This is a genomic window from Ruminococcus sp. RTP21358st1_G6_RTP21358_211008 (assembly GCF_040908885.1).
GTDB classification, from domain to species: domain Bacteria; phylum Bacillota; class Clostridia; order Lachnospirales; family Lachnospiraceae; genus Blautia_A; species Blautia_A faecis.
Window position 1 is genome coordinate 19,575 of sequence record NZ_JBDGDM010000044.1, and the last position, 19,074, is coordinate 38,648.

General features: G+C 39.6%; 17 protein-coding genes, 2 pseudogenes and 1 riboswitch. Of the genes and pseudogenes, 4 read left to right on the forward strand and 15 right to left on the reverse strand.

All coding sequences use genetic code 11. The features are described 5' to 3' along the window. Positions 1–77: 77 nt before the first annotated feature. A complete protein-coding gene (locus tag AB5Z12_RS15745) occupies positions 78–968 on the forward strand; it encodes an AraC family transcriptional regulator (RefSeq protein WP_173717388.1) in 891 nt (296 codons plus the stop codon). Positions 969–1,083: 115 nt separating this feature from the next. On the opposite strand, the gene AB5Z12_RS15750 is transcribed toward AB5Z12_RS15745, so the two are convergent. From AB5Z12_RS15750 to galE, 3 genes are all read right to left on the reverse strand, one after another. Continuing rightward, entirely contained in the window at positions 1,084–2,517 is a 1,434-nt protein-coding gene (locus tag AB5Z12_RS15750; RefSeq protein ID WP_368357370.1) for an alpha-L-fucosidase, read from the reverse strand. Between the two features lie 60 nt (positions 2,518–2,577). Further along, positions 2,578–3,948: an MFS transporter gene (locus AB5Z12_RS15755; RefSeq protein ID WP_173717386.1), complete on the reverse strand. Its 1,371-nt coding sequence runs from the start codon at positions 3,946–3,948 to the stop codon at positions 2,578–2,580. Positions 3,949–4,192: 244 nt separating this feature from the next. Then, positions 4,193–5,209, reverse strand: a complete 1,017-nt coding sequence (gene galE / locus AB5Z12_RS15760; RefSeq protein WP_148463275.1) for a UDP-glucose 4-epimerase GalE — start codon at positions 5,207–5,209, stop codon at positions 4,193–4,195. A gap of 195 nt (positions 5,210–5,404) precedes the next feature. Beyond that, positions 5,405–5,502: riboswitch (THF riboswitch) on the forward strand. 71 nt (positions 5,503–5,573) lie between these two features. On the opposite strand from galE, the gene AB5Z12_RS15765 reads away from it, so the two are divergent. Beyond that, positions 5,574–6,140, forward strand: coding sequence for a folate family ECF transporter S component (locus AB5Z12_RS15765; RefSeq protein ID WP_118583984.1), 567 nt, complete (start codon positions 5,574–5,576; stop codon positions 6,138–6,140). 152 nt (positions 6,141–6,292) lie between these two features. Here the strand turns inward: AB5Z12_RS15765 and AB5Z12_RS15770 are convergent, their stop codons facing one another. From AB5Z12_RS15770 to AB5Z12_RS15815, 10 genes and pseudogenes are all read right to left on the reverse strand, one after another. Continuing rightward, positions 6,293–6,448 carry a helix-turn-helix transcriptional regulator gene (locus AB5Z12_RS15770; protein WP_173717385.1) on the reverse strand — a complete coding sequence of 52 codons (156 nt, stop codon included), beginning with the start codon at positions 6,446–6,448 and terminating at the stop codon, positions 6,293–6,295. 155 nt (positions 6,449–6,603) lie between these two features. Further along, positions 6,604–7,989, reverse strand: coding sequence for a DUF4179 domain-containing protein (locus AB5Z12_RS15775; RefSeq protein WP_368368702.1), 1,386 nt, complete (start codon positions 7,987–7,989; stop codon positions 6,604–6,606). Then, positions 7,986–8,543, reverse strand: a complete 558-nt coding sequence (locus tag AB5Z12_RS15780) for an RNA polymerase sigma factor (RefSeq protein ID WP_173772790.1) — start codon at positions 8,541–8,543, stop codon at positions 7,986–7,988. The genes AB5Z12_RS15775 and AB5Z12_RS15780 overlap by 4 nt, the downstream gene beginning before the upstream one ends. A gap of 346 nt (positions 8,544–8,889) precedes the next feature. Then, positions 8,890–9,928, reverse strand: a pseudogene (locus AB5Z12_RS15785) (hypothetical protein). A gap of 18 nt (positions 9,929–9,946) precedes the next feature. After that, positions 9,947–10,771, reverse strand: coding sequence for an AraC family transcriptional regulator (locus tag AB5Z12_RS15790; protein WP_173772789.1), 825 nt, complete (start codon positions 10,769–10,771; stop codon positions 9,947–9,949). A 410-nt stretch (positions 10,772–11,181) separates the two neighbouring features. Further along, complete coding sequence (locus AB5Z12_RS15795; protein WP_173717381.1) at positions 11,182–11,517, reverse strand: hypothetical protein; 336 nt, start codon at positions 11,515–11,517, stop codon at positions 11,182–11,184. Further along, positions 11,481–13,381: pseudogene (gene asnB / locus AB5Z12_RS15800) on the reverse strand (asparagine synthase (glutamine-hydrolyzing)). The gene AB5Z12_RS15795 and the pseudogene asnB overlap by 37 nt, the downstream one beginning before the upstream one ends. A gap of 213 nt (positions 13,382–13,594) precedes the next feature. Beyond that, complete coding sequence (locus tag AB5Z12_RS15805) at positions 13,595–15,343, reverse strand: M56 family metallopeptidase (protein WP_173717379.1); 1,749 nt, start codon at positions 15,341–15,343, stop codon at positions 13,595–13,597. Between the two features lie 6 nt (positions 15,344–15,349). Next, positions 15,350–15,739: a BlaI/MecI/CopY family transcriptional regulator gene (locus AB5Z12_RS15810; protein WP_148463261.1), complete on the reverse strand. Its 390-nt coding sequence runs from the start codon at positions 15,737–15,739 to the stop codon at positions 15,350–15,352. Between the two features lie 134 nt (positions 15,740–15,873). Further along, entirely contained in the window at positions 15,874–16,764 is an 891-nt protein-coding gene (locus AB5Z12_RS15815; RefSeq protein ID WP_173717378.1) for a hypothetical protein, read from the reverse strand. 178 nt (positions 16,765–16,942) lie between these two features. Between AB5Z12_RS15815 and AB5Z12_RS15820 the strand changes: the two genes are divergently transcribed. After that, positions 16,943–17,236, forward strand: coding sequence for an autorepressor SdpR family transcription factor (locus tag AB5Z12_RS15820; protein WP_195993142.1), 294 nt, complete (start codon positions 16,943–16,945; stop codon positions 17,234–17,236). Between the two features lie 169 nt (positions 17,237–17,405). Further along, complete coding sequence (locus AB5Z12_RS15825; RefSeq protein WP_368368703.1) at positions 17,406–18,245, forward strand: SdpI family protein; 840 nt, start codon at positions 17,406–17,408, stop codon at positions 18,243–18,245. A 92-nt stretch (positions 18,246–18,337) separates the two neighbouring features. Here the strand turns inward: AB5Z12_RS15825 and AB5Z12_RS15830 are convergent, their stop codons facing one another. Then, positions 18,338–18,649, reverse strand: a complete 312-nt coding sequence (locus AB5Z12_RS15830) for a LysR family transcriptional regulator substrate-binding protein (RefSeq protein ID WP_330602973.1) — start codon at positions 18,647–18,649, stop codon at positions 18,338–18,340. Between the two features lie 11 nt (positions 18,650–18,660). Further along, on the reverse strand, positions 18,661–19,074 hold a 414-nt coding region (locus AB5Z12_RS15835), incomplete at its 5' end, for a LysR family transcriptional regulator (protein ID WP_347708410.1).

Genomic DNA, 19,074 nt, shown 5'->3' on the forward strand with positions numbered 1-19,074 from the left:
AGACACAAAAATATACACTTTTTTATTAATTTTGAAATATGCACAATCTGTTCCGATTTACAAGGAGGTAATTTATATTGTACACAAACTCCGCTTACTGGCACCAGACACGCTTGGATTTTAAAGATAAAAAACATCCTATTTTTATAGGGAGCTGCGGTACTTACCGTCTGTATACAATAAAGAAGCTGCCAACGCACCGGCCGCGAGGTCGGCTTGATTACCAGCTTCTTTACGTTGCTTCTGGAAAAGCACATTTCTATTTTGATGGAAAAGAGGAAATTGTTTCTGCTGGAAACATGGTTTTGTACCGTCCAAAAGAAGAACAGCGCTACTACTATTATGGTGCCGACCATCCGGAAGTGTACTGGGTTCATTTTACTGGGAATAACGTCAAAAATATCCTCCGCAAATACGGCATTGTAGATGGCGTTCATGTGATTTATTCCGGGGTCTCCATGGAATACAAGCATCTGTACATGAACATGATTGAAGAACTGCAGCTGCGGAAAGATGACTATGAAGAGCTTCTTGTGTATTACTTTATGCAGCTTTTAATCCTTCTTCACCGCCAGATTCTTGTAAAACCACACAAGAAGAATCCGATGATCATGGATGACATGGCGCAGGCAGTTGATTATTTCCGAATGCATTACAATAAACAGATTAATATTGAAAAATATGCAGCTTCGAAAAATATTAGTGTTAGCTGGTTTATCCAGAACTTCAAACAATATACGAATACAACACCCGCCCAGTACATACAGAACCTGCGTCTTTCAAATGCGAAATCTCTGTTGGAAACCACAAACTACAATGTTACAGAAATTTCGAATCTGGTTGGATATGAAAATCCATTATATTTCAGCCGCTTTTTCCGGAAACAGTTTGGCGCTTCGCCGTCACAGTTTCGGAAACAACTGCGGCAAAATGAAGAGAATCAGATGACTGAACCAGAAAAGAAATGATCTGTATACGAAAGCCCAGGTTCAAAAACTGCCTGGGCTTTTAATTGATTTATTTTTATTACTAATATTCTACATACGCTCTCCCCTAGTCATATGTACTTCTTATTCTTCTATTTTAATATACTCCCACAAATGCCATCGCAGGTGCAACTCTGGAATCTTCAATTACGATTGCCAGACTATCTGTATGGATTCCCTTCAAATCGACGATTCTCTTATATCCGATAGTTGTTCCTTCATAGCATTTTTTTATGCTGCCGTTTTCTTCATAGCAGACATTAAATGCCTCAACTCTCTGGCTAAGCGGAATTGCTTCTTTCAGAACAAGATAATGTAGTTTTTTTCTTTCAATCCATTTAATCTTGATAACCAGTTTATTGGTTCCAGCCTCATTCAGAAAATAAGTCTCATAATCATCGGTTCTAAGAACTTCTGGGGACATCTCCCGGCAGTCAAGTGGTGGAATGGTTGTAATACCAGCTTCTTCCACTAAATTATTGGAAAAGCTTTCTTTGATAAAGCCACCTAACTGCTTCAGGTTCTGAATATCCGTTGGATGGATCTTTCCGTTTTTCATCGGAGGGATGTTTAACAGAAGTGTAGTATTTCCACCAACTGATTTTAAGTAAATATCCTTCAGATTCTCAAAAGAACGTACTTTATCATCCTCTTCTTCGTGATAGAACCAGCCCGGTCTGATGGAGACATCTGTCTCAGCCGGATACCAGGCAAGTCGTTCTTCCTTCGCAAGACGTTCCCTGCTTCCCAGATCAGACTGTGTTTCATCCAATGGTCTTTCACGGAACTCTTCATTATCCTCCTGCTGGCTTAACTCTGCGGTCAGAGCCGGATCTTTCATATCTGCTGCTACCACGCTCCATTCACTTGGGCGTACCTCACCAGCTTCATTTCCACACCAACGGATATCAGGACCAGAAATAGAGATCACAGCATTTGGCTGCAGCTTGCGAACTACCTGGTAGTATCTTTGCCAGTCATATTTCTGTACCTTTCCGTTTGCGCCTTCCCCACAGGCACCGTCCAACCATACTACAAAAATATCACCATACTCTGTCAGAAGCTCTGTAAGCTGATTCACATAATAGTCATCATACTCTTTTCCTTTTCCATAGGATTCATTGTTTCTGTCCCAAGGAGAAAGATAAACACCAAACTTCAGGCCATATTCTCTGCAAGCCTCCATTGTTTCTCTTACAATATCACCCTTTCCATTTTTATATAGAGAGTTTTTGATACTGTGTTCGGTGTATTTTGATGGCCACAGGCAGAATCCGTCGTGATGTTTGCAGGTAAGGATCAGTCCCTTCATACCGCCCTCTGCGGCTGTTTTCGCCCACTGTTTTGCATCCAGCTCTGTCGGATTAAAAATAGATTCCGGCTCTGTTCCATCGCCCCATTCTCTTCCGGTAAAGGTATTTACTGTAAAATGAATGAAACAGAAAAATTCCATGCTTTCATATGCAATCTGTCTTGCGGTCGGTACTGCTTCAATTAATCTTTTGTCTTCTTTTAAGTCGCTATAGTTCATAATCATCCTCTAGACATTTTTATTGTTACATCCCATTGCTATATTTCGTTATCTTAATGATTATTTTGCTTTCAGCATTTTACTGTTCTTTAATTCTTCATTTGCCTTTTCCACATTCATCTGTGACATAATAAAAGTAATGATTACACAAATCACAACTGGAATCCACAGATACATAGTATGAAGCATGCTAAGGCAGGAATCCGGCTGTACAGCAAGTGAACTGTTAAAGTGGCTGAATTCCAGAAGCCAGCCTGTAATCGCAGTTCCAAGTCCTCCTCCAAGTTTCACACCAAGGGAAGTACAGGAATACATGGTTCCGTCTACACGTTTATGCTTTGTCAGATAGGTATACTCTGAACAGTTAGCAATCACCGCATTCATATCACCCTGCCATGGTCCCATACCAAATGCAGCAACGGCTGTAAAGGCAATCATAAGCGGTACGCTTCCCATATAAGCAGCAACTACTACAAGGGCACGTCCAATGGTTCCAATGGTATATCCAACCAGATTCAGCTTATATAAGCCTTTCCATTTTGCTACTAAAGATGGTGTAATAACCAGCGCAATGATTAACGGGATATTGATTGCCCAGGAAAATACCGGGAACAGATCCTCGTTTTTCAATACATACATCATGTAATAAATACCCATACTGAGCATTGCGGAATAAATCTGCTGCAGAATGTAGGTTACACAGATCATAATATAAAATCTGTTGGAAAATAACAGTTTTGCAGCTTCAATAAGGCTGTATTTTTCATCTACTGCGCTGGACGCATCTTCGTTTAAGACTTCTTCTGGAAGCTCTTTTACAGATAATGCAGAAACTGTATTTATAATAAGTCCAATGATGGCATAAATGATTGCTACAGTTCTCCATCCAGCAGCTCCCCCTCCCATAATCTCAACAAACTTGATAGTAACAGACTGGATCAAAAGGCTGGTAGAAAATGCAAAGATAAAACGGTAAGATCCCATTTCTACACGTTCTTTGCTGTTCTTGGTAATCAGAGCTGTAAGAGCTGAATATGCAATGTTATTTGCTGTATAGAATACTGCATTTAACAGGGAATATGCAATAAAGAACCATGCATACTGCGCTGTCTGTCCAAGACTTTCCGGAATTGCAAATACACCGATCAAAGTAACTGCACAGCCGATATAACCATACAGCATCCAGGGTTTTGCTTTTCCCATTTTTGTTTTTGTCTTATCAATCATAGAGCCGAAGAAAATATCGGTCACTCCATCAAACAGTTTTGATACTGCAATCAATGTTCCTACAATACCCGGATTCAATCCAACAGTATTGGTCAGATAGAGCATTACGAAGGTGGAAAGGAATGCATATACCACATTTCCAGCCACATCTCCGGAACCGTATCCGACTTTGTTGTACCATTTCAAATATCTTTTTTCTTCCATGTTTTCCTTCTCTTTCTCCTGTTTTTTTCAGGTTTATTTTCGTACTTCCTTAATCCGAATATGATTATATCTTTATCTTTTCCAAAATTACATAAACAACATTTAACAAAACATGCACAAAATTGTAGAATTTAAAAAAATAGAACATTTTAGGATAAAAATGCGTTCATTTATAACATAAGGTCAATTATTCAAAAAAATAAGAGGGCTGCATCTCACAGCTCTCTTATTTTAAATATACATCCTATTCTTCATATCCCTGCGGATTATTAGACTGCCATCTCCAGGAATCTTCACACATCTCACGGATACCGTTTTCTGCTTTCCAGCCAAGCTCTTTTTCTGCCTTAGATGCATCACAATAACAAGTTGCAATATCTCCGGCTCGGCGAGGTTTGATCACATATGGAATTTTCACACCAGTTGCAGCTTCAAAATTCTTTACAATATCAAGAACACTATAGCCCTTTCCGGTTCCCAGATTGTAAATCGCAAGCCCAGGATTTTCCTCGATTTTCTTAAGCGCTTTTACATGCCCCTTTGCCAGATCCACAACATGAATATAGTCTCTTACACCAGTTCCATCCGGAGTATCATAATCATTTCCAAATACACCAAGTTCCTTCAGCTTACCAACTGCTACCTGTGTAATATATGGCATAAGGTTATTGGGAATGCCATTTGGGTTCTCTCCAATTGTTCCACTCTTATGTGCGCCAATTGGATTAAAGTAACGAAGAAGCATAACATTCCATTCTGGATCTGCTTTCTGGATATCGGTAAGCACCTGTTCCAGCATGGATTTTGTCCAGCCATACGGATTCGTACACTGTCCCTTTGGGCATTCTTCTGTAATCGGAATCTGTGCCGGATCTCCATATACAGTTGCTGAGGAAGAGAAAATAATATTTTTCACATTATGTTTTCTCATTACATCAACCAGGGTTAAAGTGCCTGCTATGTTATTTTCATAATACTCCCAGGGCTTAACCACAGATTCTCCAACTGCCTTCAAACCTGCAAAATGGATGCAGGACTCAATAGTTTCCTTGTCAAAAATATTATTTAAAGCATCTCTGTCCAGAATATCTGCCTTATAAAACTTCACTGGTTTTCCTGTGATTTTTGATACTCTGTCCAGTGCTTTTTCACTTGCATTGCTTAAATTGTCCAGTACCACAACATCATATCCTGCATTCTGAAGCTCCACTACCGTGTGGCTTCCAATATAACCAGCACCACCTGTAACTAAAATTGCCATAATGATTCCTCCTGAACGGTTTTTTCTTTTATTATAGTCTGATTTTTGTAAAAACATATGGACAAAGTTTTAGAAAATATGGAGAAAATGCCACGATTTCTTGTCTGTTTTCTTAATTGCAAAAACTTATATTTTTATATATTTTTTTTCTTGCTTTTTCCAATAATCTGTTATATACTGCCCCATGTAAAGTAATGCAGAGTAAATTCATGAGCGTAAAGTGCCTTCCGGATGGAGAGTTGCCGGAGGACGAAAAGAGAAATCTTGCGGTTCGTGGATTGCTTCTCGCTGCAACAGAAGATAAATATGAATCCATAAATTATCTCCTATTGTGAGCGAAAAAAGAAAAGGAGGTAATTTTTTTATGGAGAAAACAAAGAACATGTTTCTCACCTCAGCCAAAGAGCTGAAAACCACTTCTACACTGGCAGTCTGTGCAATGCTTGCTGCCCTGGCACTGATTTTAAATTCAGTTGCTTCTATCAATATCGGTCCCTATGTAAAAATTGGATTTTCCGGTATCCCAAACCAGATTGCTGATTATCTGTTTGGACCCATTACCGGATGTCTGTTTGCCGGTGTGCTGGATATTGTGAAATTCTTTATCCGCCCTGATGGTCCATTTTTCTTTGGGTTCACCTTTAACGCAATGCTCGCGGCATTTATTTATGGATGTTTTTACTACAAACATAAGCTCACTTTCCGTCGCGTGCTGATTGCAAAACTGGTTGTCGTTCTGATTGTAAATGTTCTGTTAAATACCTTATGGCTGGACATGCTTTACGGAAAAGGATTCCTTGCAATCCTCCCAATGCGTACTGTAAAGAACCTGATCATGTGGCCAATTGATTCCTTTATCTTCTTTACCATCACAAGATTGATTGAGCAGACAGGAATTTTTAATCTTTTTAGAAAACCGGCTGCCAACTGATTACATATATTTGAAAATATAAAAACTTTGCGATATCAAATAAAAAACGCGAATATTCCAGTACTAAATAAGCCACTGATATTCGCGTTTCTTATTATCCTAATCACTTAAAAGAAGGATAGTATCTTACAACAGCTTTCCCCACAATCTGGTCAAATCGCACGAATTTGTTTTTCCATGAACGTGAAGCTCTTTTCATTCTCCCAATTAGACACAGTCTGTCTGGTAACATGAAATATTTTTCCAAATTCCTCCTGAGTCAGCGCCTTTTCTTTTCGTATTTTTAATATCTGCGTTCCAATGTTCATATTTGCTCTGCTCCTGTTCTTCCAATCGGTTTTGCTTCTCACTTGGATTATATAAAAAATTCTGCCTAATGAAAAGCAATTTACCTTTTACAGTGGAAAAAACAGGTATGCAAAGCTTCTTTGACATGGTATTTTTTAAGAAGATTCACGTTTCTCTACTTAATCTGAATCCTTATTTTTTCACTGACAGGTGTCCAGTCAGATTCTGCAGTGATTTCACCTGTAGTTCCATCATATGCGCTTTCTTCGGTTCCATAATCTTCATCCGTTTTATCTGCTGCGTCGGTATTTTCTTTCTGGTCTGTATCGTCTTGAAGCCTTACTTCTGTGGGAGCTGCTGCCCCTCCGATAATTTGAGTTTCAATCGGCTCCTCTGCATCTGACGGATTTTCTCCCTCCAAAGTATCCTCTGGAACTTCTTCTACTTCTTCTGTAGTCTCACCAATTTCTACAAAATCGTCATCAACCCAGACAGTGTCTGCGGCAGCCATGTAAGGTTCTCTGGTATAAAGCTGTAATTCCAGATAATCGCTGTCAATATCCGGGAGCAAAAGAACCGGGCCGTCAGAATCCAGCTGATACATACCCCAGAAACTGGTTTTAAAACTCCATTGAGACTTACCATCTGCCGAATTACTGCGCAGTTCATACTGTACCTGATTTCCTTTACTGTCTGTCCCCATAAGCATCATCTCATTACCATTATACAGCTTTTCCTCAAGTTCTTCCGGAATTTCTGCCTTAATTATACTTTGCAGTTTATTCATGGAAAAGTCTGTTAATTTTACGGTTCCTTCTTCTGTTTTAACAGAAACATCTTCCAGCTTTTTATGAACTGTCTGTTTCATAAGCTCCTCATGGGGAATAGAAAAATCAAACTCAAACTCTGCGAAATAATCTTCGCCAAGATTTTCATTTTGATAGGCACCGAGTACCAAATGTACTTCCGGATTTTCTCCCAGATCCCCATCAAGGGAAAAGCGGGATTCCAGAACAGCATCATAGACATTTTCATCCAGTCCAATATTTAGCAAATCCTCATCCGAATACGGCAGATAGTGTCCGCTTTCGTATTCTTCAATTTTCTGTCCATTTATTGTAGTTTTCTGATAATCAATGTCAAGCTGTGTATTGGCAAAGGTCCAGGCATCCTGGACATCATCCGTGACCTTTTGCCCGGAAGATTTTTTTTCTGCATGCACCTTTGTTAACAGAACCCCATTATCCAGAACAACTTCTTTTAATGTTACAGTAATTCCCGTGTCTTCCTTAGAGGTATTCAACACTTCCGTATAAGATTCAATGCTTTTTGGGAAACCAAGGGTTTCTCCTATGGACAATGTAATATTTTTTATTGCAGCCTGGATATGTGGATTAGAAAAGATAACAGAACCCAAGGTGACGATCACACAGGCAGCTGCTACTATGCTCCACTTTTTTGGTCTCCGGTTTTCCTTTTTTTCACTCCATTCCCGCTCTGCTTCCTCTATATATTTCGGATCAATATTACCAAATTCTTTTGAAAAATCAAACTTTTTCATATGCGTCCTCCTTCTTTTTCCAACAGTTTCAACAGCTTTTTCCGGTTTCTGTATAAATTCATTTTCACGCTTCCCGCTGACATATGATGCTTTTGGGATATTGCAGAAACAGGATCTAAAAACCAGTATCTTCGTACAAAAATATTTCTGTCCTTTGGAGACATTTCTTCCAAAAAACGATTTATGGTTTCCATCAGTTCTTTTTCCGCCAGCTGTTCTTCCACGGTATAAGTTACATTTAGCTGATCCATTTCCTCTATAACATCTGCCATATGAACATCCGGGCGCTTGCCTGCAAACTTTTTTCTTAAACGGTCAATACTAAGATTTCTTGTAATCCGACCGCAAAAGTGTGCCAATACAGGAGGATGCGTAGGAGGAATCTGTGACCATACTGAAAACCAGGTATCATTCAGACATTCCTCGGCATCTTCTCTATTCGCCAATAAATTCCAGGCAATCTTGTAGCAATAGGGATGATACTTAGTACTCAATTCTATAATTCCATTCTCATCTCTTTTCAAAAACAGGTTTATAATTTCATCATCATTCATTTACAGGTTGTCCTCCGGGTTTCTTTAAGCTAAAAGTCACTGTCCATAATCTGACCAGCAACAGATAAGGCGCCTTTTTGAATAAAAAAATTTCCATTCATATTATATATCGTAAAAAATAGTGGATGGTAACAAAAAAATTTAATTTTTTTCAGTTGAGATCCAAACTACAGTTTTGGTTTTCAGAAGATTACCTTTTAGGGGTAAAAATAATGAAAAGCAGCCGATATTCTCATTTTATATATCATGAGATACCGGCTGCAACTGCTGTTATAAAATATTTTCTTGTTCTGTAGTTTTGTACTTCATACTACAGCATTCATTATAATCACGGTCAAAACACGTCCTATAAACTGTCCACAAAACGCATAAAAGCTTCTCTTCCTTTTGGTGTGCATTTATAAACTCCGGCATCTTCCAGCACATGTACAAACACCAGTCCTACTTCTTTTTGAAGAATTGCATGAATGTTCTCTGCATTAATATCCGGATATTTTTCCAGCAATTCTTTCACCCAATCCTCATGCTTTGCTATTTTTTCATTTGAAGAAATATCTTTTCCAGATAAAATGTATTCCTCTAAAAGCTCCAGCTCTTCTTTTAATCTGGCCGGAAGAACTGCAAGCCCCATTACCTCGATCAGTCCGATATTTTCCTTTTTAATATGATGGTACTGTGCATGTGGATGATATACACCAAGTGGATGTTCTTTCGTCGTAATATTATTGCGAAGTGTCAGATCCAGCTCGTATACATCTTCCACTTTACGGGCAATTGGGGTTATGGTATTATGTGGCTCTCCGTCCGTATTGGCAAATACAAAGGCTGCTTCATCTGTATAGCCTCTCCATGCCTGCAGCACATGTGTTGCAAGGTCAATCAACCGTTCTGGATTTTTATGACGGATACGGAGCACTGATAACGGCCACTTTACAATTCCCGCTTCCACATCCTCAAATCCAGGAATGGTCACATGCTTTTCAATCGGTGCCTTAGCCATTGCGAAGGTATAATGTCCTCCCTGGAAATGGTCATGGCTTAAAATAGAACCGCCTACAAGCTGCTTTTGGATTCTCCCCATATTTTTTCCAGAACGTTGTCTGTACTTCTGCAGGTCGTGGCATGAGGCAATTCATCAGTCTGGTATCAAACAGGTCTTTATAGACAACACTGTCTTCAATCAATCCCCGATCAATTGCCTCTTTTAACAGTTCATCCAGAACCTTCTCAAGTTCAATGTTCTGAAATTCCTGTTCCGGTGCAGTGTAATCATCCTCGTAAAATACATCCAGCAGAAGATTTGTTGTGTAATTTCTCTCACATTCTGGTATCAGTTCCGTCTCGACTCCATACTGTACCAGTTTTGCAATACTCTCACTCAGCATATTTTTATCCTCTCTTTTCTATATGATTTCATTTTGCAGAACAAACTTTTCTCTGTACAGATTCCGGTATTCTCTTGGTGTCATTTTGTAGCGTTCCCTGAAAACCCGGTTAAAAGTCCGCTGACTTTCAAATCCTGCATCCATGGAAATGTCCGTAATGCTTTTGTCAGTACACTCTAAATGAACACAGACATAGTTTAATCTCTGTTCATTTAAATATTGGTTAAAATTTCTATGAAAAGTTCCGGAAAAGACACGCGAAAGTGTAAATTTACTTACTCCCATATCTCTTGCCATCTTTTCCAGGGACATTTCTTCTTTAAAATGTTTTGCAATATAGGAGACCGTCTGATAAATGATATCATTGCTCTCCACACTGCTCTTTTCCTGTAAGTTAAATACCGGGATACTTCTGGCCAAAAGGATCTGCACATAAGCCTGTTCTACAACAAGGTTAGGATTTTGCTCCTTTTTATCGAGCTTCAGGCACCGAATTGCATTTACAATATCCCGGTGGACCTGCGGCTTTTTAATCACAGGATTTTTCGGACAGTATTTCTGCATAACAGAAGCAAATTGTCCGCAAAGTATGGGCTGCGCCCACAGATAGCATGCCTTATTATTCTCTCCTGAAAAGACCTGGCAGTGATGGATCACTTCCGGAAAAAGGACTGCAAAATCACCTTCCTCCATGTGAAAGAGTTCCTGGCCCATTCCAAGCTCCAAGCATCCTTCTGTAAGATAGATGAATTCAACTGAATTGTGCAGATGAGGGGATTCATGTCTGGCAATGCGGGAATGTAAATGCAGGTTTTCTTTTTTCTCTTCATAAACCGGAAACATAATTTCTCTCCTCTGCAAATTTTGTCTGTTTTTTCTTTTCATTTGGCACGTAATCCGCTTTCAGGTGATCTATAATGCACTTGTAAGTTAAGAAAAGAGGTGAACGAAATGAAAAATTTAAAAGCTTATATCTTATATGTGATGAATTTCTACGCAAACTATTATAAAGTTTGCCGCTAATGCCAGAAGAGAATTCCGGTATTCGGCCGGATTTTCTTCTGCATAAACTATCACATCCGCTTTTTATTAGTATAACCAACTAATGAACCCCTGTACATGAACAGGATTCTTTAAAATATAGACAAAATGATACAAAAAAAGATATGCTGCAAAAAATGACTGTATTTCCTGCCTCATATCTTTCCTTAATCCAATGACAGACAGCCCGAAAATATCGGGCTGTCTGCTTTTTAGATGGTATCAATCAGATCACTTCCACTAATGATCTGGCTCCAGCGGTTTTCACGTTTGTCCGCATTTTTCTCAAAGTATGGAAGTCGCGTTTCTTCCAATTCCTCCAGGCATGGGATGCTTCCATCCAGATACTTTTTGATTCTCCGTATGGTACTGTTAAGTCTGGTAATCACAGCTCCAAGTTTAATCTGTTTCTCAGCTTCTTCTACAGGTACAAATTTATTTTTCTTAAATTCTTCCAGACACCTAATTAGTGCATTATTATGAATATAAAAAAGAATATATTGAAGTTTTATTATTGCAGCCTTGTAACCAACTCTCCCTTCGAACATGTAGCAAAAAATCTATCGTACCAGATAAGGAATGTTAAAACTGTCCAGATTTTACGACTGTTATCTGCCTTTTTATTTTTATGGTCCTTCAGAAGCTGAAGCAGTTCCTCTGTACGAAAAAATTCTTCTGCCGCTTTTGAGGTAAATAAATCCGTTACCATCTGATACCAGTCATCCTGCCGCAGCCACACACGGATTGGAATGGGAAAACCAAGTTTCTTACGTTCATCGGTTTCCTGTGGAAGAAATTTTGAAACAGCTTTACGGAAAATATATTTGGTTGTACCTGCTGCAATCTTAGTTTCTTTCGGAAGCTTTGCTGCAAAGTCAAAAACTTCTTTATCCAGAAATGGTACCCTGACTTCCAGGGAATGTGCCATACTCATTTTATCTGCTTTCTGCAAAATATCGCCAGGAAGCCAGTAGTTCAAATCTACAGACTGCATTTTTTCCATGTCTTGAAGTGATCCTCTGTTTTCTGCCTCAAGCTCTTCATAAAATGGTCTTAAATATTCCTGCGTGGAAGGTCCTGTTACTTTATTTTTCAAAATCTGCGCTTTCTCTTTTTCACGGTAGATATACGCATTTCCAATGAAACGTTCTTCCACTTTCATTCCCGCGCGGATAAGAAAATCCCGACCTTTCACATCTGGCAGCTTTGCGGCCAGTTTTCTAACAGCACGTCTAAGCCTGAATGGAATCCAGGCAACTTTCTTTAATGCTTCCGGTTCTCTGTAAATATTATATCCACCGAAAAGTTCATCTGCGCCTTCCCCGGAAAGGACTACCTTGACATGCCCTGCGGCCTCTTTGGAAAGAAAATAAAGTGAACTGCAGAGGCATCCCCAAGGGGTTCATCCATATGATACATCACATCTGGAAGGGCATCCCAGAATTCCTGCTTGGATATGATTTTCACATGGTGTTTCAAACCTGCTTTTTCTGCCACTTTGGCAGCTTTGTTTACTTCACTATATCGATCTCCCTCATCAAATCCCACTGTAAATGCCTGATCTGCACCGGAGGAAGAAGCCAGATAACCGGAATCCACTCCACCTGATAAAAATGCGCCGACTTCCACATCACTTAACATATGATGCTTCACTGAATCCTTTAAAATCTCGGAAAGCTGGCTCCGCAGCTGCGCCATATTCGTCTTATGGTTCCACTGACCTGGTGTAAGCTTTGGTTTGAAATAAGTCTTTATTTCATAGCTTCCGTTTTTATATAAAAGCATATGTCCAGGCATCAGTTTATAAATTCCCTTAAAGAAGGTCTCTTCCAGAGGAGAATATTGAAATGACAAATACTGCTCCAGTGCCTTCTGATTTACTTTCCTTTCATAGCCTGGAAATGCAAGGATACTCTTAATTTCAGAAGCAAATACAAAGTGCCCATCTATTTCGGCATAGTACACAGGCTTAATTCCAAAGAAATCCCTTGCAAGCATCAAAGTCTGCTCTTTTTCATTCCATACTGCAAACCCAAACATTCCCCTGAGTTTATCCAGTGCCTTCTCCCCATACTGCTGAAGGGTATTTACCAGAACTTCCGTATCGGAATGGGTGCAAAAAGAAATGCCGAAAGTCTCAAGTTCTGCCCGCAGTTCTTTATAATCATAGATTTCTCCATTAAAAACAATATGCAGATTTCCATCCGCACTTTCCATAGGCTGCTGCCCATCTTCTAAATCAATAATACTAAGTCTTCGAAAGCCCAGCGTAATCTTCTCCCTGCAAAAGGAGCCCTCACTGTCCGGGCCTCTATGCTCAATGGCTTTCATCATCCTTTCAATTACTGTCTTCTGATCCTGTCTGTAACCTGTAAATCCACAGATCCCGCACATTTCTTCCTCCGTATCCATTTGATGTAGTTTAGACACTGCAACGACTTTTGTTACAGTCCAAAATTTTTTTCCGATATTTTATCATAAAAATATCTGTTTGTTGTAAAATAAAAATGTCTTTCTTATCAAATAATTATATTTCCAAATAGCTTTTATATCTCATATAACATTTTACAAGAAAAGAAACGTTTTCCAGTCTCTTATTTGCTTCCGGAAAACGTTTCTTTTCATTTACTCTTCATAAAGATTTCCGTTCTCATCGGTCCAGGTTCCGTCACCATTATCTGTGTATCCTACACCTTCTGAATCACAGTAATAATAATCTCCGTTTGTAGTCTCTTTTACATTAACGGTGCCGCTGCTGCCCTTGAGTTCATGCTTTTCCAGCTGTGTTCCGAAATTATAGTCTTCGTCATTCCAGGTACGATATGAATTTCCATTGGCATCTGCCCAGTTTCCATCTCCCTGATAACTGTATCGGCTCCCATAAGCATCAGAATAGGTCCCATCTCCGTTATCGTAAAGAACTCTGGATTCTTCATCTCCTCCACCCGGTGCTACAATTGATGCTACACCGGAAGCAGTAGTGAATCCACTGGTATATGGTACGCCTGCTGGCAGATTCTCATAAGATGAAACAGACTCGTTGTTGTCAGAGGTAATTCCATCATCGGTCGTTTCACTTACCTGTCCGCTGTTTTCCATGGCAGGTTCATCGTTTGTTTCCGCATCTGCTTTTTCCTCTTCGTCTACAGAATCCTCTGTATCTGCATTCTCTGTCACTCCTCCTTCGTCCTGTGTTTCAGCAGCTTTCTGCATAGTTACCATTTCAGAAAACGGTGCATAATCCGGTACATTATTTTTCTCTGGATCTGCATTTTTTTCAATACCAGACTTCTCCGTCTCTACTGAAACTGTATCTGTCCCGGCAGAGACATTAAATACCAGATTACCGCCTGCAAGCAGCAGCGTCACAAGAATTCCCGGAAGAATCCCTCTGCGGAGTTTCCGAATGTTCACCATATACAGAATCCGATCTTTAAACACCATTTCGCTGTCATTAAGACTTGCTGTCACATATGGAATCTGATTTTCCATGGCCACTGTCCTGAGAAGCAGCTGTCGATATAATTTATGTTCCTTTTTATTAACTCTGCGAACAACTGCTGTATCACACAGATTCTCAATATCCTTATCCGCTTCTTTCAGCATGATAAGAAGAAAGGGGTTGAACCAGTATATTGATGCACAGATTCGAAGGAGCATCTTATACCAGAGATCCCGATGGCAATAATGTGTGAGTTCATGGTAAAAAATAAGTTTTCTTTCTTCTGCTGAATACCCGGTTGCTGGTAGATACAATTTTGTATGTAAAAGTCCTGCAAGAAGCGGTGTGGTAAGACCTGCGTTTTGCCTGAGCTCCGGTATTCTGCGTACGTGCTTCTTTTGACACGCTGCACGGTACATCTGAATACTCACCGTATCACTTACCTGCAGACTCATCCGTTCCAGATTCCTTATAGAAAAATAATATGCCAGCAATTCTCCTGTCAGTTTAAGTACCGCTACGCTCGGCCAGACAACAACAAAAATCACAGCCACAATTCCCAGCCATTTATCTGATTCGTACCTGACAGTTCTCTTTTGTTCCGGAATTTCTGTCAGATTTTTCATGTCATTGCTCGCAGATGATACGGTTTCTGTTATCTTCTGACTTTCCTCTGGTCTGACTGCGTAATCCGTTATCTTCGGGTTTTGCGTATTCTGTTGACTGCTTCTAAGTACTTTGAAATCCACCAGTGCCAGATTCTCCGGAAGGCGCACCGGAACACAAAGGCTTATCGTAATCAACAGCCAGATAAAGTACTTCCATCTCGCTGATACACGTCCTTTAAACAGAGTCGCAAGCACTTTTACCAGTAAAATTACTATTGCTGCAATAATGTTCAGTTTCAGAATGTGCAGAATGAAAACCTCCATAATTAGCTATTCCTCCCTGTCCTCCAGGTTCTTAAGAAATTCACTGAGATCCTGGACTTCTTCTGAGCTGATCTTCTTTCCATGATAAAGTGAAGTTACAAACTTTTTTAGTGAATTCCCATAAAGTTTCTCAAGAACACTCTGGCTTTCATGTGCCTGATAATCTGACTGCGAAACCATGGGTGTATACAGATTCATTTTTCCCTGTTTCGTCACTTCCACGAAATTTTTGTTCTCCAATCTGGTCAGCAATGACAAAATTGTTGTTGATGCAAGCTTTTTCTTCATATTGATCACTTTCTCAATCTCCGGTCTGGTCATCGGCGGAGTATTATTCCAAAGAACGAGCATAATATCCAGCTCTGAGTCCGGAAGTCTCTGGTAAGTTTTTTTCACTTTTTCATACCTCCCCTGTTACATATTTTCTACAAATGTAGGAATGATTCTATTTTACCACGGTTCACGGAAATGGCAAGGGCTTTTGCACAATTTGCAAATGCCCTTGCCATTCCTGCAGCTACTGACCACTATCAGTCTATTTCTGTATAGCTGCTGCCATTTTCATCACTCCATGTCCCGTCTCCGTTGTCCGTAAATCCTGTACCATTTTCGTCCTGGAAATAATAATCACCATTTGTAGTTTCCGTAACCGTCACAGTATTACCGTTTGCATCCTGAAGGTCATGCTGTTCCAACGTATGTCCCAGATGATGAGTGTCATCATTCAGAGCTGAGTAGGTATTTCCATTTTCATCGGTATAAGTTTCATTCCCATTATCAGTATATTTCATTCCATCATCTCCACGGTATTCGCAAGAATAATCTTTGTGAAGAATGTAATTGATCTCAATTGTATTTCCATCACTGTCAACTAATGTCAGTGGTGAGGTGGAAATAATATCTGAACCATCACTGTTATCTGCGGAAGCATTCACTTCTGTATCGGAAGAATCTGAATCTCCCTTGCCTCCCGGATTGGAAGTATCGGTATCCTCCTGATCAGAATTCTCTGTTGAATCTTCATCTGCCTGTCTGGTAAGGGAGGGATTTCCTGGATAGGAAATATATTCTACGAATTTTCTGACATCACCGATATCATCTGCATCTTTTGCATATCCCACCGTCATATATAAACTGTTCCCCTCTGAATAAACTGTCTGATAGCAGGCTTCATACGTATCATTGCATTTTGCAATTGCTATATTGACATCATCAAGTGAATATTTGTAAATGTTTACATAATCACTTCCATTCGTGTAGCTGGCATAAGTACCTTCCGTATCTGCCTTTTCCCAGTCGGAATCTGCTGGCGGCTGTGTATAAAAGTCATTATTTTCTGCTGCCAGAACCGTTCCTGCTGAAAAAGTTCCCAATACCGCCGTAGTGATAAGTGTCATTAACTTTACTGTTCCTGTCTTCATAGTGCATTCTCCCTGTTTATTATTTTCTACTTTTGTAGAAGTTGTTTATATTCTACATCTGTAGAATATAAATGTCAACCATATTTTGAAGTAACTGGTTCTTGACACATAATATTCCTTGCATTATAATACGTTTAACAATTAAGTTAAATGTTAAATGAAGGGATGTGATGAATTATTGGGTATACAGGATACATTAAAAGCACTGGCTGATCCAACACGACGTGAGATTTTGAACTTATTGAAGAATGGGCGGCTTTCAGCTGGAGAAATATGCGAACATTTTTCAGTGACGGGAGCATCCATATCAAGACATCTGGCAATATTGAAGGAAGCTGATTTGATCCGAAACCAAAGAGAAGGAAAGTTTATTTATTATGAATTAAACACTTCCGTATTGGAAGATGTCATGTTGTGGATCACAGATTTGAAAGGAGCATCGAACGATGAAGGAAATGATAAAAAAATATAGAGGTTCATTAATTAGCTCTATACTGGTAATTCTTGCAGGAGTCCTGGTGGGTTTTACGAGTACACACGGTAAATGGATAAATGTATTTTTTGTAGTAACGCACTGTATATTTGTAGCAATCATATTTTATGATAACAGAAGCCGACAACAGAGTCCAAAAGTTATAGGAATGACTATATGGATGATACCTGTTATTACATTGCTCTATAATGGCATTGCCAGATTGGTAAATACCGGAGCAGGCATGGAGAACCTGTTCATGGCATTCATGTATTATGGAACAGGCTTACTATTCATGGTTATAGGAAATTATCTGCCAAAGGTAAAGCAGAATAATACGATAGGAATCCGGGTTATATGGACATTGCAGGATGAGGAAAACTGGAATGCAACTCATAGATTCAGTGGGAAACTATGGATGGCATCAGGTATTCTGTGTATGCTCTGTGGTCTTTTTGAGGAAAGTATGGCTGCTCTTGTTTTGTATATCGTAAGCATTATGGCAGCTGCAATCATCAGCATTCTCTATTCTTATCTCTTTTATAAGAAAAAGATAGCGACCGGAGAAAAATTAAAAATTCAGTATAACAAAAAAACAATTGGAGTATCCGGAATCATAGCCATTTTAACCATTATATTCGGTATATGGACGTTGTTTTTGGGAAGTATTGAGATTCGTTTCGAGGATAAAGATTTTACCATTGAGGCACAAGGCTGGAGCGATTATACAGTGGACTATGCGCAGATTGACAGTATCTCATATGAAGAAAATTCATCTCAGAACCGGAATGATTATAGAACCAACGGTTTAGGAAATCTTAGATATGCTATGGGAAATTTTAGAAATGATGTTTATGGAGATTATATCAGGTATACCCATTCATCCTGTCATTCATATGTAGTCATGAGTATAGATGGAAAAATATTGGTCGTAAATGGTGAAAATGATTCAGCGACAAAGGAAATCTATCATACAATTAGCGAAAAGGTGTCAAATGAATTAAAATAGTATCAGAAATGCTGGGAAAATGTTCCCGACTCATCAATTGACTTGTGTTTGGATAGGTGCCGCGTTTAATAAACCAAGTTCTTTCGCTTCTTTTATGTAATCAACAGAATTGTATTTTTTAATTCTCTTGCCGCAGCTCCCATAGGATGCTGGCTGTCATACACCAGGCAGATCTGGCGCTCCGGAATTTCATCTTTTAATGGGATCTGTACGATCTCTTTTTTCAAAAGGGAAGGTGCAGCCATCGGCTGGGGCAAAAAAGCAAGCCCGAGCTCGCATTTTACCAGAGGCAGGATCTGATCCGCAGTGGCAGCTTCCGTATCCGGGGAAAGATCCAGGCCATGAGATAAAAATACGCTGTTGTAAAATTTATAGGTCATAGTTTCCCGCCCAAGAGAAATCATCGGATAGTTCTTTACCTCCCGAAGGGAAAGTTCCTGGCTTCCGGTGTGGAATGGTTGTAAAGCTTCAGCCGGATTCCCGGATAAGTCATGTGAAAACTTTTTAATTTATCCAGCAGGAAAATATTGAGGGCAGTTTCACTGGCACCGATGGCTACACTTCCATGGGATAATCCGGAGCTGTCTGCCAGCTCCTCTTCTGCTGCCTGGAACTGCTCCATTGCACTTAGCACATGGGTATAAAGCCGTTCTCCTTCCGGAGTGAGCTGTACGCCGCGGTTGGTACGGATAAATAAAGTGGTATTCAGCTGTTGTTCCAGACAGTTCATGGCCCGGGTAATATTAGGCTGGCTGTTGTTTAACGCCTGGGCCGCCTTGGTAAAGTTGTGGTATTTTGCCACATAATAAAAGATCTTATAATACTCGAA